Genomic DNA, 21,408 nt, shown 5'->3' on the forward strand with positions numbered 1-21,408 from the left:
GCCAACTTTCCAACACCCCAGGGTCAGGGAGAGGGGGCGACCGCTCTCGCCAGGCAGCACTGCCCCAGTCCTAGGCCATTCGCTTCTCATCATCGGCCTCGCAAGAGCTTGAAGATCCCGATCATCCCGTGCGACGAATGGCTATTCGCGTGTCAGCGGCCGATGCCTCCTCTCCCTAACCTTCCCCCACACGGGGGGGAGGGGACCAGAGGGGCTCGTCTCGGGCGAAGGCTTGCCCGGATGTCGAAGGTGGTAACGTAGCCCCCTCTCCCTAACCCTCCCCCACACGGGGGGGAGGGGACCCGATGCCATCTTCCCCATGACTGGACAACGCGAAGCTTGCCAGGAACTCCTGAGACCGACATTCAGCGATTGCGCACGGCGTGCTTTCGGCTCGCCCTTGGCGTCGAAGTCAGGCTTGCGTCGTCGCCGGGGATGCACCCGGCCGGATGATAGCAGGGCCAGAGGAGATGGGCGGCGGCCTGGTCCGGGCTGGCGGCGATGTGCCCCTCCAGGTTCTTCAGGTAGTCCGCCAGGGCGTCGTCTTCCTCTCCGTGCCGGACCCGGCCGATCTCGTCCAGGTCCAGCCGGTAGCGGCCGCCGGGGAGGTGCTTGCAGAAGACGTGGAAGACCGGGACGTCCAGGAGCGAGGCGAGGTCGGTCCAGATCGACAGGAGGCGATGCTTGCGGCCGAGGATCCGGCCGGCCCGGGTGTTGGCCCCCTCCCACGGGATGTCTCCGCAGAGGTAGACCATCCGGCCCTCGCGGAGCGCCCTGCGGGCGCGGAGCAGGATGGTCACCGCGGCGTCCGGCTTCAGCCCGCGGCGGAGGAAGAGGTCGTCCTCGGCCCCCGGCCGCTGGAGGTCGTCGAAGTAGCGGCCGAGCGTCGGCGAGACGTGCGGCGGCCGTTGCACCAGGGCGCGGACGGGGAGCCCGGCGCGGAAGATCCAGTGCAGGCCCGCGATGTGGGCCCCGAAGTGGCTGCCGACCAGGAGCACGCCACGGCCCCGGTCCCCGGCGCGTCGGAGGGCATCGAGCCCATGGACCTCGAATCGGCCCAGGGCCTCCTCGTCGGAGCGGGTCTCGAGCAGGTAGTCGCGGGCCAGGAACCGGCAGGCTCCCGCCGCCAGGGCCTGCCACTCCTCGTCCGGATTCCGGTCGCCGAGGTCGAGCGCCTCGCTCGCCTCCGCGATCGCCGCGCGGAGCGCGGCGCGACGCGGGGGCCAGAGCCGGGCGTGGGCCCTGCCGAGCGCACCGAGCGCCGCGTCGGCCCGCCTTGGGCCGAGCAGCCGGAGCGCCGGCAGGAGCAGCTCGTAGAACGCGAACTTCCAGTGGAAGAGGGATCGCAGGGCCGTGCTCAACGCGCCGCTCCTTCTCCCTCGGCGAGGGTCTTCAGCCGCTGGTAATCCACCTTGTCCGTGGAGGTCGCCGGCAGGCTGCTCAGGAAGGTGATCGAGTCCGGGACCATGTAATGCGGCAGGTAGGTGGTGCAGTGCCGCTTCATGGCGATGATCGACTTCTTCGCCGCCGGCTTGAGCGCGACGAACGCGGCGATGGAGAGCCCGGCGTCGTCGGCCTTCGCGACGACCGCGGCGCGGTCCACGCCGTCGTGGCGGTAGAGGGCGGACTCGATCTCTCCGAGCTCGATCCGATACCCTCGCTTCTTCACCATCCGGTCGCGGCGGCCGTGGAACCGGAAGCAGCCGGTGCCGTCGTCGATGACGAGGTCCCCGGTGCGATACCATCGCCCCCCCGCGGCGTCCTCGAAGAACGCGAGCGCCGTGAGGTCCGGCCGGCCGAAATAGCCGCGCATCACGCCGGGGCCGGCGATGACGAGCTCGCCGAGCGTCCCGGCCGGGAGGTCGCGCCCCTCCTCGTCCACCACCCGGGCGGAGAGCGGCGGGCAGACGGTGCCGATCGGGTAGGGCTCGTCGCGGTCGTCCGGGATGGTCGCGGGGATGGCCAGGGCCGTGCAGACGTTGGTCTCGGTCGGCCCGTAGAGGTTCCAGAGATTCGCCGCCGGCCAGAGCCGCCGGAGCTTGCGGAGCGGCGCGATCGGGAAGACCTCGCCCGCGAAGAGCACCAGCCTCGGCGGCGTCCGCCCCGGCCGGTCGAGCCCGCCGTGCTCGGTCAGGAGGGCCAGGATCGACGGCGCCGAGTACCAGACGGAGATCCGCCGGGCGTCGATCTTCTCGCCCAGCAGGGCCGGCTCGCGGGCCTCGGACTCGCCGATCAGGACGAGCGTCGCCGCGTTCGCGCAGCAGACGAAGAGGTCGAAGATCGACAGGTCGAAATGGAAGGGGGCGTGCGAGGAGAACCGGTCGTCGTCGCCCCAGGGGCCGAGCGTGCCGAGGCACCAATCGACGAAGGTGAAGGCGTTCCGGTGCGAGAGCATGACCCCCTTCGGGACGCCCGTGGATCCGGACGTGAAGAGGATGTAGGCGAGGTCGTCGGCGTCCCGCTCCGGGGGCAGGGGGGCGGTGGCGTCGTCCGCCATGACGTCGGCCCACGAGGCGTCGCCGGCCGCCGCGGCCGTCGCGCCGGGGGGGCCGTCCGCGTCGCCGACCAGGATCAGCCGGGGCAGGGGCCCGGGCGCGGTCCAGGCCTGGCGGAGGGACTCGGCCAGGGCGGCCGCCACCACGACCGCCTTGACCCCGGCCGCGGCGAAGATGGCCGCGGCGCGGGCCGCCGGGCCCGTCGGGTCCACCGGCACGTAGGCGGCGCCGGAGCGGAGCACGCCGTGGATGGCCGTCACGGCCTCCAGCCCCTTCGGGACCCAGAGGCCGACGCGGTCGCCCCGGCCGGCCCCCCAGCGGGCCAGCCGCGCCGCCAGCCGGTCCGCCCCTCGCAGCAGGCCCGCGTACGTCAGCACGCCGTCGCGCTCGTCCTCGACGGCCCGGTGGTCGGGCCGCCTCGCCGCGGCGGCCTCCAGGAGCTGGCTGAGATGGCTGTGGATCATGTTCGTCGCACCCTGCGCGTCCGGCTCGGTCCCCGGAGCCGGGGAGGACGGCGGCCAGTAAGGAAATATCATTCGTTCACGACATCATCGGTAGCGGCGCCCCCCGCCGGCCGTTGGCCGGCGGCGGGGAAGAGCAGGCGGTAGCGATCGGGGTCGCCGGCCAGCGAGCGGGCCAGGGCCAGGAAGAGCCGGCGATGTCCCAGGGCGTTGGGGTGGTCGTCCCAGGCGGCGATCTCCAGGCTCGCCGGGTCGTAGCGGTCGAAGCTGGCGGTGAGGTCGTAGGCCGGCAGCGCGTGGTGGGCGGCCAGGGCCTTGAGCCGGGCCACCGGCTCGGCCCGCGCCGACGGCGCGTCCGCCTTGCCGACCCGCGGGACGATCACCACCAGGAGCGGCACGCCGGCGCCGCGGCACTCCGCCGCCAGCCGCTCCAGGGTCCGGTCGTAGAGGTCCCAGTACCGCGGCTGGACCTTGGCCTTGATCGCGTCCTTGTAAATCAGCCGGTCCCCCTCGACGGCCAGCTCGTCGGGGGTGACGCCCGCCTCGTCGAGCGTCTGGCGGACGAAGTCATACGTCAGGTCGGACCGGGTCCGCAGGGCGTCGCAGAGGTGGATCTCCATCAGCCGCAGGTCGAGCATCGTCGCGGAGTAGATCACCAGGTCCGGCTTGAACGCCATGGCCTTGCGCCGGAGCGACTCGAGCCTCTGGAGCGGGCTGTAGGCCGCCACGGCGAAGTTGAGCACCTCGAACTGACGCCCCGGCGCCAGGTTGTGCAGCCGGTTGTGGTTGTTCAGCCAGCGTTCCAGCCGGTGGCTGTAGGTCTCCTGGAAGGTCACGCCCCAGCCCATGTCCATCGAGGCCCCGAGGACGGCGATCCGGAACGTGCCGGGCGGCTTCTCGAGGGCGACCTCCGGGCTGTGCATGCCGTGGGAGTTGGTGGCGAACGGCTGGCCGAAGAGGATCCGCCGGATGTCCGGCAGGAGCTCGAACTGGAGGAAGTCCCCCCGGAGCACCCGGGAGACGTTGGCGTCGCTGAATCGGACCCAGCCGCTGGGCTTGCCCATCAGGAGCAGCGCCAGCTCGCCGCGGGCCCCCTCCGGCGCGTCGCCGCCGCCGATCAGGCCCTCGTAGTAGCCCGCCGCGTGGACCTCGCGCTCGGCGCGGTTCAGCTCCGGCGACTTCGCCGAATCGACGGCGGCGCGGAGCCGGGTCCAGGCCGGCGGGAGCGGGATCAGGGCCAGCGCCAGCAGGGCCAGCCCCTGGAGGAAGGTCAGCCGGATGGTCCAGATCGAGACGGGCCGGATGGTCGCCATCGCGAGAGCCTCCTAGACAGGTCAGGCGCCGAGGAGCCCACGTCGCATCATGACCAGCCAGGCCGGCAGCGAGGGGCTGTACCAGAGCGACCAGAGCAGGGCGAGCGTCACCAGGGTCCCGGCCGTCTTCAGGCCCCGGATCGCCGCGTGCAGGAGCCGGACGCCGGCGGCGTCCTCCGCGGCGTCCTTGCGGGCGGACGCCCGGCCCCGGGCCGGCCCGCGCCGGGCGTCGAGCTGGACGTTGATCACCACCAGGACCCCGAGGATCCCCCAGAACAGGGCGTCCTGCACCGAGAAGCCCCAGCTCCCACGGAGCCAGAACGACTGGTAGGCGTGGAGGATCCAGGTCGTCAGGAAGACGACCACGGTCGCGACCGCCAGGGCCGCCGGCTGGGGCCACCGCTTGAGCCGGAAGACGACCGGGTTGAAGAAGACCCGGACCATGAAGTCCTTCCAGTAGATGTTGACCCGCCGCCAGTAGTCGGTGAATCCCGCCGCCAGCAGGTAGTGGTGGTGCGTCTCCGGGAGCTGGTAGCCGAAGAGGTGGAGCGCGCCGCAGGCCACGTGGAACTGGCCCGAGACCCGCAGGTAGAGCAGGTAGTTGCAGGCCAGGTATCCCGCCAGGCTCAGCGGGCCGGAAACGTCCCCCGGCGGGATCAGGTAGTCGTGGTAGATCAGCCGATAGCAGAGGAGGTGGACCATCCCCCGGTACATCATCATCAGCCCGCGGAGCTGGGTCGCGTGCACGTCGGCCGCGAAGTAGCCCCGCTGGAGCGTCCGGTAGTCGACCACCGGGAAATGCAGGAAGCAGTAATTCGGCAGCAGGAAGAAATAGCCGAGCGTGTCGGCCAGGCCCTCGGGCTTCTTCGCGTGCTTCAGCTCATACATGTAGATGATGAGCCGAAACATGAGCATGGTCCCCGCGATCGGCCAGGCCGTGGCCGGGATGAACGCGAGCATCCCCTGCGCCTTGGCGACGGCCATCCCCAGCGCCATGACCGCGACGATCGCGGCGCGGGCCCCCCAGCGGATCGGCAGGTAGCAGACGCCGATCAGGGAGGCGGAGATCCCCACCACGGCCGTCGCGGGCGCCGTGCCCAGCACCCAGTAGAGCCCGCCGATCGAGGCCGCGATGAAGAGCCGCTTCTTCCACCGGTAGGGGGCCAGGTAGTGGACCGGCAGGGCGGCCGTCGCCAGGGTCATCAGGGCGAGGAACGCCCGGCCCTCGATCTCGTAATAATGGAAGTTCGCCAGCAGGAGCCCGAGCAGGGCCATCGACCGGAGGAAGGGGAACAGCCTCCGCCGGCAGGCCTCGGGCTCTCCCGCGTAGAGGCCGCGACGATCGGCGGCCTCGGCCTCGGCCCCGCCGCTCGGGCCGGGCGCGACGAACCGCTCGTGGAGCGGTCGCCTCGCCGAGGCAGGACGTCGGATTTCTGTCCCCATGGGCCGGCCCTTTCCTGGTCGATCTGCACCGCGAGTCCCGATCGATCGGCGGACCGGGCGAGCCCATGGCCCGGCGCAGGATCGAATCGCGATGATGGCGCCAGGGGCGACGGAGGAGCCGGGGGTCGTCTCGCCCATCGGGCGGAAAGTGCGGGGACCGGCCCGTCCCTGAACCGGTCTGTCCCCCGCCGCGGCCGCGTCATCCCTGATACGCCTGAAAGTCCCTTGTCTCGTCCTGAATCCGCGAGCGGAATGGCCCGGCCTCGCACGCGGCGAGTCCCGGGCCGGGGGCGATTGCCCCGGGTGCGGAAGGATGAGCCCGCGGCCGATTCGCCGGGGCCAGTCTCCTCACCTCGCCGGGGGGTCGCGGATCGCTCCGATGCCGCCTCCCCGGGCCTCTTCCCCCGCATCGGGGCCGATTTAACTCCTTATCCCCGCCCCTGTCAACCCGACTGCCCCGCCGTTCGCGGGGAACATCTCCGAAATCCTTCGGGGACATCCGGGTGTGCCTCGTCGCGGGGGTGATTCCCGGCCCCGTGAGGCGGTCGCGAGCTTCCTCGACGCCCTCGCCGCCTTCTGCTAGGATGACACCTCGCCGCCTTCACCCCTTTCCGTCAGGTCGGCTCGACGGCCCCGGTCCTCTTCAGGGATGTACGCCATGATCTCTCGCCCCGGCGCGACGCTTGCTGGAATCCTCACCTTCGTGGGCCTCTCGCTCATCGCCGCGGCGGACGAGCCGAAGCAGGCGCCGGTGCTGAAGATCGAGGGCGACCTGAAGGCGATGCAGGGGGAGTGGATCACGACCGACGAGAAGACCGGGGGCGAGAGCGTCTGGAAGTTCGACGGCGAGCACGTCACCCTCAAGACCCCGACCCGGTCGTACGACATGCGGATCAAGGTCGACTCCGAGGCGAAGCCGGAGAAGCGGATCGACTTCGACGTCTCCGACACCTCGCCGAACGCCAAGGGCTACAAGGCGCAGGGGATCTACAAGTTCGACGAGGGGACGCTCAAGATCTGCTTCAGCGACGGCGAGGCCGGGCGGCCGAAGGAATTCAAGACGGACTTCGGCAAGTCGTTCGCGTTCGACCTCAAGCGGAAGAAGTAGCCGGCGAGCCCGCGACCCGGCGACCGCCCTGTGACCCACCACGACTCGCCCGGGCCCGGATGCTCGGGATCAGGATCCTCGCACGACAACGATGGCCGAGCCCGACTCGAAGAAGCTGACCGACGCCCTCAAGGGGGGCGGCCAGGCCCCCATGGTGACCCTGGTCCTGCTCCTGGCCACGACGGTCAGCGTGTTCAACCTGTCGTCGGGCAAGCCCGGGGGCTCGTCGTCCGGCTCGGCGGCCCAGACGGCCGAGGCCCCGCCGGCCGCCTCGTCCACCGCGGCACCCGCCGCGCCCGTCGCGGACGCCGACGCCCTGGAATCCCTGGAACCCCTCATCAAGTTCCTCAATCCGGAATCCACGCCGGCCTCGATGGAAGCCCTGGTGAAGGAGCTCGACGGCTACCAGGTCACGACGCTCATCGCCACGCTCTCCGATCCCAGGGACTCGCGGCTCGGCTACGACTTCGACATGGCCACGGAGGCGATCCAGCGGGCCATCGAGTCGGAAGGCTACAGCATGGACCGCTTCCGCTACCCCTGGCTTGACACGGGCACGCCGGCACCCGCCGCGACCGTCACGACGGCCGCGCCCACGCCGGCCCCGGCCCCGGCGCCGGCCTCGACACCGGCCACCGGATCGAAGCCGGCGGCGACACCGGCACCCGCGACGGCCGCGCCGGTGGCGATCATCCTGCCGCCGGCCGCCCCGGCGAAGGGGCCGAAGTACGAGCGGCAGCCCGGCGTCATCCTCTTCCGGATCGACCGGCCGGCCCCGGAGCCGGACAAGAAGCAGGAGCCCCAGCAGTTGCTCCTCCTGCTCCTGGTGGGCGAAACCCCCACCTGGGGCATCCAGCAGCAGGCGATGGCGACCAGCCTGGACATCGCCTGGGAGCTCGACTTCAAGCGGAACCTCAAGGACTTCGACCGCGACCCGGCCATCCGGATCCTGGCCCCGACGTTCTCCGGCTCGGCGGATTCCATGACCCGCGTCTTCCGCACCTGGGCCACCCGGCCCGGCCGCGAGTCCGCCCGGATCTGGACCTGCTCCGGCGCCGCCACGGCCGTCAACAAGGAGTCGTTCGAGCGCAACAGCCTCCCCGCGAAGGTGCTCTATTCCTCCACGGTGATCCCCGACGAGATCCTGCTCCGTTCGCTCTTCCGGTACATGGCCCACCCCTCGGGCCACGACGACCCGACCGCCCCCCCGTTGCCGAAGGGGAGGATCGCGCTCCTGGTCGAATCGGGCTCCGGCTATGGGACCTCGATCGGGCAGGGATACGGGACCAACGGCAAGGCCGAAGCGTCGAAGCAGATCATCTCGATCCCATTCCCGTCTCAGATCGCCCAGGTCCGCGCCAACCAGGCCAACGCCGACGCGGCCACGGCCCCGAAGGGCCGCGTGAGCATCCCGTTCGACCCCCCGACCGGCCGCCAGAACGACCGCCTGCCGGCTCTCTCACCGCGGATGACGATCGCGACCGACAACCTGATCCTGGCCAACATCCTGGCCACGATCGCCAGCGAGGACATTCGCTACCTGGGGATCGTCGCCACCGACATCCTGGACGTGATCTACCTGACCCGCCTGATCCGCGAGAACTGCCCGGACGTGCAGATCTTCCTGGTCGGCAGCGACCTGAGATACACCGACCCGCAATTCACGCTCGACTTTCGCGGCACGATCATCGCGTCGTCCTATCCGCTGGACGCCCGGGCGCAGGTCTGGTCGTTTCCCTTCGAGGGGGCCAGCGAGCGGAGGCTCTTCGCCAACGAGTTCGACCTGGGCCGGTACAACGCCGGGTTGATGCTGCTCAACGCCGTCAAGGATCCCAATCACGAGGGCCGGCTGGTGGTGGATTCGAGCAAGGCGGAGGACCTGCTCATCTACGGTCGCCCGTTCGTCGCGACTTTCATGGACTCGGTCAATCGCCGACCGCAAGTCTGGATCAACCAGGTGGGGCAGTTCAACGTCTGGCCGCTCCAGGTCCTCTCGCTGAGCCAGTGCGACACCACACTCAGGGCGCAGGCGGAGGACCTGATCCCGGCGGTGGTGAGCCTGGATCCGGCGGCCGAGGCCAAGATCGACCTCCGCTTCGGCTACGACTTCCCGCTCGTCTGGAAGCTCGTCTTCTGCGCGGGGACGTTCCTGGTCTATGCGATGGTGGGCCTGTTCCTCTACACGCATACGCGGGGCTCGCGCACGCCGCCGAGCCGGACGAGCCTCTTCGACCCGCTCCTCCAGCGACTCGACACGGCCCGCGACGACCGGCCCAGGAAGCGCGGGTTCCTGGTGGCCCTGGCCATGACCTCCGCCGCGATCCCCTACTGCCTGCTGGCCGCGCCGGTGGACGTGGCGCTGCCGCCGCGAATCGCCCCGGCCGGCGAGGGGGAGGCCCGGCTGGTCGTCGGCAAGGACATCTACGTCCTGGCCGCCGCCGGGGTGCTGACCATGCTGGGCATGCTGGCCCCGCTGACGCTCTGTGCCGGCGAGGCCCTGATCCGCCGCCAGCCCTCCGGCCCGGCGCCTGCTCCGACGCCGGCTCCGGCGGACGGCGGTCCCGCGCCCGGGGGGGCCCGTTCGGCCAGGCGGGATCGGTGGCTGACCGCGGAGGGGGCGGCGTACCGGGGCCTGACGTTCGTCGTCGCGGCCGCCGGGATCGTCTGCATCCTCTACCGGCTCTACCAGTTCCTGGTGCTCCGACCGAGCATGCCCAACGACTGGATGGCGCTGGATCGCAGCGCGCACCTGCTGGGGGGGATCTCGCCGATCGTCCCGGTCGGCTGCCTGGGGGCCGCGATCTTCTGGTGGGCGTACCTGGAGCTGAAGCGGATCTACTCGTACCCGCTGCTCCGCCGCGGGGTGGACCTGCTCTCGCTCGAGGGGGTGAAGTTCAGCCAGGATTCGCCCTGGCGGCAGATCATCCCCCGGATGAACGCGCGGTTCCGGTTCTGCGTGGACCTGCTCGAGTATCCGGTCAGCATCCTGATCTCCAAGAACCTGCCGCTGGCCGGCCTCCTGATCGCGGCCGTCGGGTCGATCCTAGGGTTCGTCTGGGGGGTCGTCTGGCCGCGGTTCATCACGACCCCGGACGGCCGGATCTTCGACCTGCTGGTGATGTCCGGATTCATGGGGTATCTGCTCCTCCTGGTGTACTCGCAGGTGCGCTACCTCTGGCTCTGGAAGTCGCTGATGCAGCTCTTCCAGCAGGTGTCCTTGCTGCCGATGGCGGACGCCTTCGGCTCGATCCCGCCGCGCGTCGCCGCCAAGTTCGGCCGGTTCCTCCGGACCTCGCTCCACGACGACGCCGACCTGGAGATCCCCCTGCAGCAGTGCCGGCTCCTCCTCGGGACATCGGGGGTCACGCCGGCGGGGGGCGGGTCGTCGGCCCAGGAGGCGCTCCGGGCCCTGGTGGCGATCCACGAGCCGGGGTCCGAGGCGGAGCGGTTCGAGGTCGTCTCCGCGGGCTGCGTCCGGCCGGTGATCTCGATGGCCTGGCCGCACCGCACGCTCGAGCAGTCCTACGGCGGATCCATGGGCGGGCCGGCGGCCCCCGCGGTGCCGGCCTCGACCGAGGAGAAGGCGGACGAGAAGGCGGCCAGCGCCGGCCTCGATCCGGCCACCCTGCAGTGGCTCTCGGCCGCGGAGGGGCTGCTGGCGCTCCGGATCGTCTACCTCGTCAGCCAGTTCGCGGCGCCATTGCGGAGCATGTCCGCACAGCTCATCTACGGGCCGATCCTGCTCCTGCTGGCCATCGCCTGGTATCCGTTCCACCCCCAGCAGCTCATGGCGATCATGATCTGGATCTTCATCCTCGGAGGCGTGCTGGCGACCCTCCTGGTCCTCTTCCAGATCGAGCGGAACGACTTCGTCAGCCGGGTCTCGCGGACGGCGCCCAACGCCGTGAGGCTCGACCAGAACATGATCTCGAACCTGCTCCCCTACATCGTCCCGGCGGCCGGCTTCGTCCTCACCGCGTTCCCCTCGCTGGGCTACTGGATCGGCTCGCTCCTCGAGCCCATCGGGCGTGCCGTGAAGTGACCACGGCCGCCGCCGATCCCGCCAGGGCCGGGTCGCACTCAGGGCCAGCCCGCCGGCGGCCGTCGCGAAGGCGAACGGGTATCCCAGGTCCGGACCGTGCCGTCGCCGGATCCGGACGCCAGGGTCGTGCCGTCGGGGCTGAAGGCCAGGGAGAAGACGTAGTTGGTATGGCCCTCCAGGCGGGCGACCTCCTCGCCGGTCGAGAGGTCCCAAAGCCAGACGGCTCGGTCGCGCCCGGCCGATGCCAGCCGCGTGCCGTCGGGGTGGAATGCGACCGCGAAGACCTCGTCGGTGTGCCCGGTCAGGACGGCGGTGCACGTCGCGGTCGCCACATCCCAGATCCGGACGGTGCGATCGTCGCCCGTGGAGGCCAGCAGGTGCCCGTCGCCGCGAAAGGCCACGGAGTGGACATGGCCCGAATGGCCCGTCAGCCGGGCGGTCAGGACGTGAGTCCGCGCGTCTCGGAGGTCGATCCCCGTGCCGTCCTCGCTGGTACTGGCCAGGAGACGCCCGTCCGGGCTGTAGGCGAGCGCCGTCTTGACCCATAGCGGCGCCATCCGGAAGGAGAAGACTTCCGCACTCGTCGCGACGTCCACGATCGTCGCGTTGCCGTCGGCGTCCCCGGCCGCGACGCGAGCCCCGTCCGGGCTCACGGCGATCGCCAGGATCCCGAGCGCCCCGGGCGCCTTCAACTCCTTCCGGAGGCGGCCGGTCGAGACGTCACGGACCTTCAATGGCGAGCCGGGAGCACAGCCGATGACCAGCCAGGTGCCGTCCGGGCCGAAGCTCAGATCCCGCACGACTCCCGCCTCCGCGAGCGGTTCGCGGCTCTTGCTTGTGGCCGCGTCCCAGAGCCGAACGGTCCCGTCCCAGCTCCCCGAGGCGATCGACCGTCCGTCCGGACTGAACGCCACCGGATAGACGTAGCTGGTGTGGCCCCTGAGCACGGACATGCCCGCGTGGCGGTCCACGTCCCAGATCCGCACCGTGCCGTCCCCGGTGTCGCCGGCTCGCCCCGACTGGCTCGCGGAGGCCAGCCGGCGGCCGTCCGGGGCAAACGCGAGTTGTCTGACGACCCCGGTATGGCCGTGCAGGACCGCGACGTCGTGCAGGTCCGTTGTCCGCCAGACACGGACGGTCCGGTCCGTGCCGCCGGAGGCGACCCAGTCGCCGTTGGGGCTGTAGACGGCGGCGAGGGTCTCTCCCGAGTGTTGCTCGTAGGGCGCCCCGTCCTCCATGCCCGTGGCGGGATCCCAGCGTCGAACCGTCCCGTCCGCCGATGTCGTCACGAGCCGCCTGCCGTCGCCGCGGAACGAGACGCTGAGCGCCTTGCGTGCGTGGCCTCGACATTCGGCGATCATTCGGCCGTCGGACGTATCCCAGACCCGCACCACGCCATCCTCCTCGGCGGTTGCCAGACGCGTGCCGTCGGGATTGAAGGCGATCGCCCAGGTATAGCCGATTTTCCCGACGAGCGCGGCCCGTTGCCGGCCCGAATCCGGATCGTAGAGGGCGAGGGACCATCCCGAGTCGCTCACCCAGACGACGGCCACCTGCGTCCCGTCGAGACTGACGGAGACGAGCGACGCGTCCGCCCCTTCGGGCCCCCGCAGCCGCGTCCGCTCGCGTCCTTCGTCATCCCGGAGGACCAGGTTGCCGGCTCGGCCGTGCGACGATCGCTTCAGGGCCTGTTTACCGTGATACACATCTCCGCGCTCCAGCACGAGCCGTAGCCCATTCCGTGTCGGCAGGGGGGGGCGACGCCCAGACGGCTCGTCGAGCCGCGACGAACGAGACAGCATCTCGTTCCCCGCCAGATCGGACAGGCTCAGGCCGGCCGGCGTCCAGGACGCGATCCGGGTCCCTTGCGGATCGGAGATGAGGAACCGGTCGCCCCCGGCGATCGCCGGGAACGCGAACGTGCTGTCGTCGAGCCGACTGCTCAGGTGGCGCCATTCCCAGTCGCGCCAGGCCGGCGGGGCGGCATCGAGCTGCCGGGCCGCGTCCGCGACGTCGTGATGGGAGAGCGCGGCGACCGCGGCCGCGATCCGCGAGCGGTAGCTCTGGTAGGTGGCGGTGCGCTCTCGCTCGTTCGCCACCCGCGCATTCTCCGCGGCACGCAGCGCGAAGAGGACCGACACGATGGTCCCCACCAGCAGGGCCGCGAAGATCCCCGCCGCACCAGCCACCAGCGCCTTGTGGCGCCTCGCCAGCTTTCGGAGCTGATAGAGTGCCGAGGCGGGCCTGGCCAGGACGAGGTCCCCCCGCAGGTGGCGTCGGATGTCCGATGCGAGGTCTCCCGCCGAGGCGTAACGCCGCGTCCTGTCCTTCTCCAGGGCCTTGGCGACGATGATGTCGACGTCGCCGCGGAGGGCCGTGTCGAGGGCTCCCAGGCGGGACGGCTCCTGCTCCTGAATCACCCGGGCGACCTCGTGGACCGGGAGCCGCTCGACGCGGTACGGGAGGCGTCCCGACAGGAGCTCGAAGAGGATGACCCCCAGGGTGTAGACGTCCGAGCGGCCGTCGAGCCCGGCGGAGTCGCCGGCGATCTGCTCCGGGCTCATGTAATTGAGCGTGCCGAGCAGCTCGCCGGTCTGGGTCCGGTTCGACGTGGTCAGCATGTCGGACGCGGTGACGTGGGCGACCCCGAAGTCCAGCACCTTGGGCTGGCCGGATTCGTCAACCAGGATGTTCCCCGGCTTGAGGTCGCGATGGACGACACCCTTGTCGTGGGCGTGCTGCACCGCGTCGCAGACGAGCGCCAGCAACTCGAGGCGGGCCGTCGCGTCCAGCCCGCGGTCGCGGGCGAACTCGTCCAGCGGCATCCCGCGGATGAACTCCATGGCGAAGTAAGGCCGCCCGTCCTCGACCATCCCGGCCTCGTAGACCTGGGCGATCCCGGAGTGCTGTAGCCGGCCCAGGATCTCGGCCTCGTGGCCGAACCGGAGGAGGTGCGCCGGCGAGAGCAGGCTCGGGCGGAGCACCTTGAGGGCGACGGTGCGCCTCGGGTTGGCCTGTTCGGCCTCGTAGACCGTCCCCATGCCCCCCTCGCCGTGCCGTCGCAGGATGCGATAACGGCTGATGTGGGACGGCAGCTCGGGCTCGGGGGCCTGCGGCAGCGGGAAGAATGCCGACGGCGGGCCGCCGAGGGTGCGGACCACGGGGCTCTTCAGGAAGCCGTCCTCGTCCGGGCCGGAGCGGGCATCGAACGCGAGGAGGCGGTCGACCCTCTCGCGGATTTCCGGCTCGCCGCGGCAGGCCTCATCCAGGAAGGCGCCTCGCTCCTCGGGCGGCAGGTCCGCCACCCGGGCGAACAGGGCACGGACCCGCAGGCGATCCGCCTCGGTCATGGCTCCCCCGATCGTGGCCTTCCGGATGCCGCGTCGCCGCTCATGGCGGGCCCTCGCCCAGGCGCTCGGCCAGCCAGGCTCGTGCGAACCGCCAGTCGCGCTTCAAGGTGCTGACGGAGATGCCGATGACGCTGGCCGTCTCCTGGACGCTCAGCCCGGCGTAGTAGCGGAGCAGGACGATCTCCGCGAGGTGTGCATCCTCCGCCTGGAGCTGCTGGATGGCCTCGTCCAGGGCCAGGAGCTCGCCGGCCGGCGGTTCGATCCAGGCCAGGCCCTCGGCCAGCTCGACGCGTTGCGCCCGGCCACCATGCTTCAACCCCGCCTTGCGCCGGGCCTGTTCGATGAGGATCTCTCGCATGGCCCGCGCCGCCGCGCCGAAGAAGTGGCGACGGCCCTCCCAGCCGGGATCGCGGTCCCTCATCAGGCGGATGTACGCCTCATGGACCAGGGCCGTCGGCTGGAGGGTCTGGCCGGGAGGCAGCCGGGACGTGAGCGCCGCGGCCAGGCGGTGCAGCTCCGCGTAGAGGATCGGCAGCAGCTCCGCCGCGGGCTGTCTCGGTTCGAGCGGCTCGTCGTCGTTCGATGGCATCGGAGGAAAATACCCACGAGATCTGAGCCTGAGGACGCGCCGTTTTCAGATGATCTTGTAGCCCGACGGGGGAATTCGGATTCCCTCCCGGCTGACCGCCGCCCGCCCGGCGCGCTGCGATCGGTCCGCGCGCAGAGTCCCCGGGCGATCTCATCGTAACCCGTGGCCGATCCATCGGAATAGCTGAGCTCCGCGACGAAGGCGTTGTCCCGCCGCCCGGGAACCAGTCGCGGAGGAATCGAGGAAATCGCGGTGGAGCGGGCCTTGCTCGAGAGGATGCGACCCATGAAACGACCACGGTCCCGGCCATCCTGCGGCCGGAGAGCCCGCGGAATTCTCGCCGCCCTGGGCTTCCTCCTCCTGGCGGCCGGCCGGCCGTCCATGGCCCACGACGAGGAGAAATTCCTCTACGTCTGGGCTGGCCATGTCGACCATTCGATCCCGGATTTCCTCGCCGTGATCGACTTCGATCCGGTCTCGCCGGGGTACGGGAAGGTGATCAACGTGGTGCCCCTCCCCGGGCCGGGGGCCACCTTCAACGAGCCCCACCACATGCACCTCTCGGCCGACGGGAAGGTCCTGGCGTGCGGCGGGCTCTTGAGCGTGCTGAGCGGCCAGCCCGGCATCTTCTTCTTCGACACGACCAACCCCAGGTGCCCGCGCTTCCTGTTCTCGACGGCCGACCCGAACTCGAGCATCACCGACGACTTCCTGCCGCTCCCCGGCGGTGGATTCCTCGTGACCCAGATGGGCTCGTCCGACGGCGGCGCCCCCGGCAGGGTCGTCGAGTTCGACGGCCGCCTGCGTCGCGTCGGTTCGTGGCCGGCCAGCCCGCCGCTCGACGGCCTCAACCCGCACGGGATCTCGGCCCGATTCGAGATGAACCTGATGCTGACCAGCGACTTCATCCTGCCGGCCTCGACGCTCGACGTCGTGCCCGGGCCGCCGGTCCTGCGGAGCACGGTTCGCGTCTGGGACCTGCAACGGCGGCGGATCGTGAGGACCATCGAGGCGCCCGGCGGGGCCGGGATGATGGACGTCCGCCTGATCCCCGGAGACCGGCACGGCCTCGCCTACAGCGCCGGGATGTTCGACGGCTATCTCTACCTGATCGACCCCAGGGCCGGCACGGCCGAGAGGGTCCTCGACTTCGCCAACCTCATCCCGAGGGTCGACGTGCCGGAAGGTCCCATGCCGCAGATCCTCCAGATCACCGCCGACGGCTCCCGGCTGATCACCGGCCTCTTCCAGGCGGGCAAGGTCGTGATGCTGGACCTGACCAACCGCCGCAGGCCGCGGCCGATCGCCTCCGCGAACCTGGGCCTCGGATCGGGGCCCCACAATCTCATGCTCACGCACGACAGCCGGCGGCTGATCGTCGCGGACTATTTCCTGGTCCAGGACATGTTCCCCCTGGCGAGCCCCGGCAAGGTTCAGCTCGAGGGAGATCACAAGGTCCACGTCCTCAACGTGCAGCGCTGGAAGCTGACCCGCGATCCGCGCTTCAAGCTCGATTTCGACACGGCATTCCCCGGCGGCCCGGCCCGTCCGCACGGCATCGCGGCCAAGTGAGAGGCTCTCCGCTGGGCTCCCATCGAGGACAATAACCATGAGCGGTCCGCGGCGGTCGTTCTGGGCGATCGTCAAGGTCGTCGAGATGCGGCTTCGGATGATCGTCGTGATGGCGGTCACCGGGCTGGCCTTCGGCTACTGGGATACGCTCGCCTACCGCATCGAAGCCTGGAGCCGCCCGCCCCGGCAGGATCGCGGGGAGGCCAGGCGCGTCGAGCACTACTGCCCGATGCATCCGTCGGTGGTCCTCGAGGCGCCGTCGTCATGCCCGATCTGCGGGATGCCGCTGGCGCGACGGGAGCCAAGGGAGGCCGCCGTCCCGGACGGCTCGCCGTCGCGGGTCCGCCTGACGCCCGGCCAGGTTGCGCAGGCGGGCGTGAGGACCGTTGAGGTGGGCCTCGGCCGACGCGAGGAGGAATGGTCCACCGTCGGCTACGTCGGCTACGACGAGAGCCGCCGCTTCCAGGTCGCCTCGAACACGCGGGGCCACCTCCGCGTCGATCGGCTCCACGCCCGGTCCGAAGGGGTGATCGTGCAGCAGGGAGAGCGCCTCGCCGAGCTCTACGGTTACGACGTGGCGCAGGCGATCCGGCTCTACCTCGATGCGATCGCCGCGCGACGGGCCGGGGCGGGCGAGCGCGACGGCACCCTTGCTGCGCCGGCCGGCGACCCGGAGGAACGCGTCCGGCTCGCCGCCGACGGCCTCAGGGTCCTGGGGATCCGGCAGGACCAGATCCGGGCGCTCGAGGCGGGGAATCCCGCCGCCGAGGCCCTCCCCCTGCTCGCCCCGATCGGCGGGCACTTGGTCCGCAAGGCCGCCCTCGAAGGCCAGTACGTCGCGGAGGGTGAGGTCCTCTACGAGATCGCCGACCTGAGCCGGGTCTGGATCCTCGCCCAGGTGTTCGAGGACCAGCTCGGACGCGTCGAGGTCGGTCGGCGGATCGAGGCAACGGTGCCGGCGTTCCCGGGCGAGACCTTCGCGGGGCGGATCGCGATGATCGCGCCGGCACTCGACGCGGTCACGCGCACGGCCGCGGTCCGCTTCGAGATCGATAACCCGGGGTATCGCCTCCGGCCCGGGATGTTCGCCGCCGTCACGCTCCGCCTCTCGCCGGTAAGAGGCGACTCGCGGGAGCGTCTGCTCTGCCCGGTCTCCGGACTCGCCCTCGGCTCGATGGGTCGCGCGCAGGATGTCGATGTGGACGGGCGGACCGTCCGGGTTTGCTGCGCCGGCTGCATCCCCAAGCTGAAGTCCAACCCGACCGCGTACCTGAGGGGCCAGGAGCCATCGTCCGACGACATGGTCCTGTGCGTCCCCGCGTCGGCGGTCATCGACACGGGATCGGCCCGAGTCGTCTACGTCGAGTCCAGCCCCGGGATCTTCGAGGGCCGTTCCGTCTCGCTCGGCGTGCGCATGGGCGACCGCTACCCCGTCCTCTCGGGACTCGTCTCCGGCGAACGCATCGCGGCGGCCGGTGCCTTCCTCATCGACGCCGAGACGCGCCTGAGTGGCAGTCCTGGAAGCACCCCTTGAATCCGCCTATGGTAGGGAAGGACACGAAAGTCCAGTTTTCCCGGTTGGGTGAGGGGACCGGATGCCTCGCCTCGCGCAAGGGTCGATTCGCACCGCCTCGGTCTTCTCGCACTCGACTTTCGCTCAAGGGGCCGGGCTGCATTGGCCGACGAATGGGGATACCAATCCCTCGGGCCCGATCCAATCCACCCCCCATCGCGAACGGGATGCCCCTATGTTCATGCTTCCGCGACGAGCGTTCCAGGCCCTGGCCCTCGGCGTCCTCGCGGCCGTCCCGGCTGAATCAGGGGCGCAGGAGCCGGCCCTCACACCGGCCCGGCTGCTGGAACTGAGCGGGCCGGAGCTGGATGCGCTCTATCGCCAGGGACGCTCCGTCGGCCTCCCCGCCGGCCGCGTCAAGGGGACGGCGATCCTCGCTCCCGGCACGCGCCGGAACGAGGCGATGGCGGCCGGCACGCGGCTCGTCTGGCAGGGCAAGACGTACGACCCCGCGGCGGGGATCGCCACCAACCGGTTCTTCGGCCTGCCCGTCATCAAGGCCCGCGTCTACCAGGCGGAGAGCTGGCTCGACGGCGCACCCAGCCTGATCCTCGACTACAGCGAGACCTCGCGCGTGTATGCCCGCAACCGCGACGAGATCCGCGAGATCGGGCCGGGGCTGTACCTGGGCCTCATGTACGCCCGGACGACCCCCCAGCCGACCCTGAAGATGTACTTCGTCCTCGAGTCCCAGCCCTGACCTTGCCCTTGCCCGGAGCGGGCTCGTCTCCGCGGCGGCGGATGTCCGTCATCAGCCGCAGCACGGCCAGCTCCTTGGCCTTCGCCTCCACCTCGACGGTCAGGTCCAGCCCCTCCCAGCAGGCGGGGAAGTCGGCCGGGTCCACGTAGTCGTGATGACGCTGGGGCCCCTTGCCGTCCCAGCCGTCGATCGGGCTGGAGATGTGGAAGAGCGGCTCCCGGTCCCAGGTGCCGAGGGCCGCCGCCGTGGCCTCCTCGACGGAGAGACCGTCGCGGTTGCAGCGGTGGTGATGGGCGTCGTAGACCAGCGGGATCCCTTCCGCCCGGCAGAGCGGCAGGAGATCGGCCGGGGTGAAGGTGCGGTCGTCGTTCTCGATCGTGAGCCGAGACCGGACGCGCGGGGAGAGCCGCTCCAGGCCGCGGGCGAAATCCGCCATCGCCCGCGGCCTGTCGCCATAGGCCCCGCCGCAATGGATGTTGATGACGTCGGCGCCGACCCACTCGGCGACCTCCGCCTGGTATTCCAGCTCGCGGACCGAGGACGCCACCACCTCCGGCCGCGGCGAGTTCAGCACCACGAACTGATCGGGATGGAAGCAGGTCCGCAGGCCGGCGTCGCGGGCGAAGGCACCGCAGGCGCGGAAGGCGGCCTCGATCGCGGCGGCCTCGGGAAGGTCGACCACCTCATACCCCTGGGTCGGATGGGTCTTCACCGGCATGATCTGGCTCTGGATCCGGAAGCAGCCGATCCCGGACGCCTGGCAGTATCCGAGCGCGGCCCGGAGCGACTCCGCGTTCGCCAGGCAGAGGGCCTGGATCTTCCTCAGGGCCGCCGGCCGATCGAGCCGGGAGAGGGCCGCGGCGGTGGTCGTGAAGAACTTGATGGGCTGTTCGCGGAAGATGCAGCAGAGGCCGAAGCGGATCATGGTGCGTTCCCGACTGGGATCATCGGAGTTCTCCCGCGATGGTTGGCCGGCGAGCGGTCGCCGGCCCGGGAATTGCGTTGCGAGGGCCCGGGCGAAGCGAATTCCGGATCCCGCCTCGACCGCGAGGCACAACCTCTCCGCAGGGATCATGCCATGGACCGACAACAACGCGAGGACGAGTTGAGGGAGCTCCTCACCACCCAGCGCGGCAAGGAGGAGCTGCTCGAGACGCTCAAGAAGCACGCCGGGATCGAGTCCGGGAACCTCCCGACTTTCGGCACGCTGCTCGTGCAGACGATCCTCAACTACGAGTATCCGGAGACGCGGGAACCGGCCGAGCGGACGGTCGCGAAGGCCGAGGCCGATACCGCCCCGGAACCAGAAGGCATCTCCGCCCCGGAGGTGGAGGACGACGCTGACCTGATGGTCGAAACGGCCGCCAAGTCGAGGCGGAGGGAGCCCGGCGACGTGAAGTTCGACCAGCCCCCGGGCCAGGAAGCGCCGGGAGGTTGAGGCCAGGCGGGATCGGCCGCCCGAGGGGTCGAGGTCAGGTCCACGGCCACCAGGCGAGATAGCGTTCCCAGATCTGGTCGAGGGCCGCGGCGGCACCCGCGTGGACCTTGTAATCGACGAGGTGCGTGGCCGAGGTGGTCTCCGGATTGATCTCCACCGTGGGGATGCCCGCCTCGCGACCCCTCCGGATCGGCTCCAGGATGTAATCGAAGAGGCTGCTGGTGCCGATGGTGAAGATCATGTCGAAGCCCGCGCGGATCTCCTGCCAGAGCCGCGCGAGCTTGTCGCCGGGGAGCTCCTCGTCGAAGAGGACGACCCGGGGCCGGACGATCCGGCCGCAATCGGGGCAGCGCGGGGGCATCTCGAGCCCGGCGTAGTCGGTCACGGTCCGGCGATGGCCGCAGTGGGGGCAGAGCAGCTCGTGAAGGCTCCCGTGGATGTCCAGGACGTTCCGGGAACCCGCCCGCTGATGGAGGCCGTCGACATTCTGGGTCAGGACCCAGACGGCGTCGAAATATCCGTCCATCTCGGCGATCACGCGATGGCCGCGATTCGGGCTGGCGCCTCGGGTCGACTGCTCCAGTTGCAGCAGGTAATGCCACGTCAGCTCGGGCCGCATCCGGAACATCGGGCCGGACAGGGCCTCCTCGATGGTCAGGCCGTCCGGGGTCGACCGCCCGGACCGGTAGATGCCGTCCCGGCCGCGATAGGTCGGCAATCCGGAATCCGCCGAGATCCCCGCGCCGGTGATGAAGAGGATCCTCCGGACTCCCCCCATGCGCTGGACGATCCGGTCGATCACCTGCGCGTCGAGCTGCAACGTCTCCGGAGCCACCGGGGCTTCATCCTCCGCGGATGACGGCGCAAGGGATTTCATCCTCGGACCTCCGGAGTCGACGCAGAGCATCATGGATGTGAGATCACGACCCGACACGGGAAAGCGACTCAATCCATACCGCGCGAGACTCCGCGATGACCAGAGGAATCTCGACGAGGTGACCGCTTTTCGATCGGACGGTCGAGGGCCGCGATGCCGCGAACCTCCACGCGAATTCGCCGGGCCTTGGCGGCAAGGCGTCTCGCGTGACCGCAGGCTCGTCGCGTCAGGCCGCGGGATCGGCGGGGATGGCAAAAAAGAGGCTCATCCGGCCGAAGCGCGCGCCGGGCTCGGAAATCCGCCATCCACGGGCGTGGACATGCGCATCTTTTGTAGGGTGTGTCAAGCGAAGCGCAGACGCACCGGACCGCCGATTCATGGGATACGAGCGGGCGAGCCCATGCTCGCATGGCTTGCCCAAGAGGGGAGCCATCGTGATTTCCAAGG

15 protein-coding genes are annotated in these 21,408 nt (G+C 70.5%); 6 read left to right on the forward strand and 9 right to left on the reverse strand.

The window, feature by feature from the left end:
• Nucleotides 1-365 precede the first annotated feature (365 nt).
• The 4 genes from G6O54_RS16950 to G6O54_RS16965 form a co-directional block, all read right to left on the reverse strand.
• Nucleotides 366-1,361: an LpxL/LpxP family acyltransferase gene (locus tag G6O54_RS16950; RefSeq protein WP_165226839.1), complete on the reverse strand. Its 996-nt coding sequence runs from the start codon at nucleotides 1,359-1,361 to the stop codon at nucleotides 366-368.
• Nucleotides 1,358-2,959 carry an amino acid adenylation domain-containing protein gene (locus G6O54_RS16955; protein WP_165226840.1) on the reverse strand — a complete coding sequence of 534 codons (1,602 nt, stop codon included), beginning with the start codon at nucleotides 2,957-2,959 and terminating at the stop codon, nucleotides 1,358-1,360. The genes G6O54_RS16950 and G6O54_RS16955 overlap by 4 nt, the downstream gene beginning before the upstream one ends.
• A gap of 68 nt (nucleotides 2,960-3,027) precedes the next feature.
• Nucleotides 3,028-4,269, reverse strand: a complete 1,242-nt coding sequence (locus G6O54_RS16960; RefSeq protein ID WP_165226841.1) for an SGNH/GDSL hydrolase family protein — start codon at nucleotides 4,267-4,269, stop codon at nucleotides 3,028-3,030.
• Between the two features lie 21 nt (nucleotides 4,270-4,290).
• Complete coding sequence (locus tag G6O54_RS16965; RefSeq protein ID WP_165226842.1) at nucleotides 4,291-5,712, reverse strand: hypothetical protein; 1,422 nt, start codon at nucleotides 5,710-5,712, stop codon at nucleotides 4,291-4,293.
• Nucleotides 5,713-6,370: 658 nt separating this feature from the next.
• Here G6O54_RS16965 and G6O54_RS16970 point away from each other — a divergent pair.
• Together G6O54_RS16970 and G6O54_RS16975 are read left to right on the forward strand one after the other, a co-directional pair.
• Complete coding sequence (locus G6O54_RS16970) at nucleotides 6,371-6,820, forward strand: TIGR03067 domain-containing protein (protein WP_165226843.1); 450 nt, start codon at nucleotides 6,371-6,373, stop codon at nucleotides 6,818-6,820.
• A gap of 91 nt (nucleotides 6,821-6,911) precedes the next feature.
• Complete coding sequence (locus G6O54_RS16975) at nucleotides 6,912-10,862, forward strand: hypothetical protein (RefSeq protein ID WP_165226844.1); 3,951 nt, start codon at nucleotides 6,912-6,914, stop codon at nucleotides 10,860-10,862.
• Between the two features lie 38 nt (nucleotides 10,863-10,900).
• Here the strand turns inward: G6O54_RS16975 and G6O54_RS16980 are convergent, their stop codons facing one another.
• Both G6O54_RS16980 and G6O54_RS16985 read right to left on the reverse strand, forming a co-directional pair.
• A complete protein-coding gene (locus G6O54_RS16980; protein ID WP_165226845.1) occupies nucleotides 10,901-14,212 on the reverse strand; it encodes a serine/threonine-protein kinase in 3,312 nt (1,103 codons plus the stop codon).
• 40 nt (nucleotides 14,213-14,252) lie between these two features.
• Complete coding sequence (locus tag G6O54_RS16985) at nucleotides 14,253-14,801, reverse strand: ECF-type sigma factor (RefSeq protein ID WP_165226846.1); 549 nt, start codon at nucleotides 14,799-14,801, stop codon at nucleotides 14,253-14,255.
• Nucleotides 14,802-15,086: 285 nt separating this feature from the next.
• On the opposite strand from G6O54_RS16985, the gene G6O54_RS16990 reads away from it, so the two are divergent.
• The 3 genes from G6O54_RS16990 (at nucleotide 15,087) to G6O54_RS17000 (ending at nucleotide 18,646) form a co-directional block, all read left to right on the forward strand.
• Entirely contained in the window at nucleotides 15,087-16,373 is a 1,287-nt protein-coding gene (locus tag G6O54_RS16990) for a selenium-binding protein SBP56-related protein (protein WP_165226847.1), read from the forward strand.
• A 37-nt stretch (nucleotides 16,374-16,410) separates the two neighbouring features.
• Nucleotides 16,411-17,907 (forward strand): heavy metal-binding domain-containing protein, encoded by a 1,497-nt coding sequence (locus G6O54_RS16995; RefSeq protein WP_165226848.1) that lies wholly within the window; start codon nucleotides 16,411-16,413, stop codon nucleotides 17,905-17,907.
• A 220-nt stretch (nucleotides 17,908-18,127) separates the two neighbouring features.
• On the forward strand, nucleotides 18,128-18,646 hold the full coding sequence (locus G6O54_RS17000; RefSeq protein WP_165226849.1) for a hypothetical protein: 519 nt from the start codon (nucleotides 18,128-18,130) through the stop codon (nucleotides 18,644-18,646).
• Here G6O54_RS17000 and uvsE read toward each other — a convergent pair.
• On the reverse strand, nucleotides 18,579-19,571 hold the full coding sequence (gene uvsE / locus G6O54_RS17005) for a UV DNA damage repair endonuclease UvsE (protein WP_165226850.1): 993 nt from the start codon (nucleotides 19,569-19,571) through the stop codon (nucleotides 18,579-18,581). The two genes, G6O54_RS17000 and uvsE, sit on opposite strands and share 68 nt — an antisense overlap.
• A 153-nt stretch (nucleotides 19,572-19,724) precedes the next feature.
• Between uvsE and G6O54_RS17010 the strand changes: the two genes are divergently transcribed.
• Nucleotides 19,725-20,084, forward strand: a complete 360-nt coding sequence (locus tag G6O54_RS17010) for a hypothetical protein (RefSeq protein ID WP_165226851.1) — start codon at nucleotides 19,725-19,727, stop codon at nucleotides 20,082-20,084.
• A gap of 34 nt (nucleotides 20,085-20,118) precedes the next feature.
• Here the strand turns inward: G6O54_RS17010 and G6O54_RS17015 are convergent, their stop codons facing one another.
• Nucleotides 20,119-20,961 carry an NAD-dependent protein deacylase gene (locus G6O54_RS17015; protein ID WP_165226852.1) on the reverse strand — a complete coding sequence of 281 codons (843 nt, stop codon included), beginning with the start codon at nucleotides 20,959-20,961 and terminating at the stop codon, nucleotides 20,119-20,121.
• A gap of 226 nt (nucleotides 20,962-21,187) precedes the next feature.
• On the reverse strand, nucleotides 21,188-21,408 hold a 221-nt coding region (locus tag G6O54_RS37365; protein WP_205678864.1), incomplete at its 5' end, for a hypothetical protein.

The organism is Aquisphaera insulae, from assembly GCF_011064615.1.
GTDB lineage: Bacteria > Planctomycetota > Planctomycetia > Isosphaerales > Isosphaeraceae > Aquisphaera > Aquisphaera insulae.

What these genes read in the sequence shown, in the direction of transcription:
- G6O54_RS16955 (WP_165226840.1), bottom strand. Translation starts at nt 2,959, where the DNA reads ATGATCCACAGCCATCTCAGCCAGCTCCTGGAGGCCGCCGCGGCGAGG.
- G6O54_RS16960 (WP_165226841.1), bottom strand. Translation starts at nt 4,269, where the DNA reads ATGGCGACCATCCGGCCCGTCTCGATCTGGACCATCCGGCTGACCTTC.
- G6O54_RS16965 (WP_165226842.1), bottom strand. Translation starts at nt 5,712, where the DNA reads ATGGGGACAGAAATCCGACGTCCTGCCTCGGCGAGGCGACCGCTCCAC.
- G6O54_RS16970 (WP_165226843.1), top strand. Translation starts at nt 6,371, where the DNA reads ATGATCTCTCGCCCCGGCGCGACGCTTGCTGGAATCCTCACCTTCGTG.
- G6O54_RS16975 (WP_165226844.1), top strand. Translation starts at nt 6,912, where the DNA reads ATGGCCGAGCCCGACTCGAAGAAGCTGACCGACGCCCTCAAGGGGGGC.
- G6O54_RS16980 (WP_165226845.1), bottom strand. Translation starts at nt 14,212, where the DNA reads ATGACCGAGGCGGATCGCCTGCGGGTCCGTGCCCTGTTCGCCCGGGTG.
- G6O54_RS16985 (WP_165226846.1), bottom strand. Translation starts at nt 14,801, where the DNA reads ATGCCATCGAACGACGACGAGCCGCTCGAACCGAGACAGCCCGCGGCG.
- G6O54_RS16990 (WP_165226847.1), top strand. Translation starts at nt 15,087, where the DNA reads ATGAAACGACCACGGTCCCGGCCATCCTGCGGCCGGAGAGCCCGCGGA.
- G6O54_RS16995 (WP_165226848.1), top strand. Translation starts at nt 16,411, where the DNA reads ATGAGCGGTCCGCGGCGGTCGTTCTGGGCGATCGTCAAGGTCGTCGAG.
- G6O54_RS17000 (WP_165226849.1), top strand. Translation starts at nt 18,128, where the DNA reads ATGCTTCCGCGACGAGCGTTCCAGGCCCTGGCCCTCGGCGTCCTCGCG.
- uvsE (WP_165226850.1), bottom strand. Translation starts at nt 19,571, where the DNA reads ATGATCCGCTTCGGCCTCTGCTGCATCTTCCGCGAACAGCCCATCAAG.
- G6O54_RS17010 (WP_165226851.1), top strand. Translation starts at nt 19,725, where the DNA reads ATGGACCGACAACAACGCGAGGACGAGTTGAGGGAGCTCCTCACCACC.
- G6O54_RS17015 (WP_165226852.1), bottom strand. Translation starts at nt 20,961, where the DNA reads ATGAAATCCCTTGCGCCGTCATCCGCGGAGGATGAAGCCCCGGTGGCT.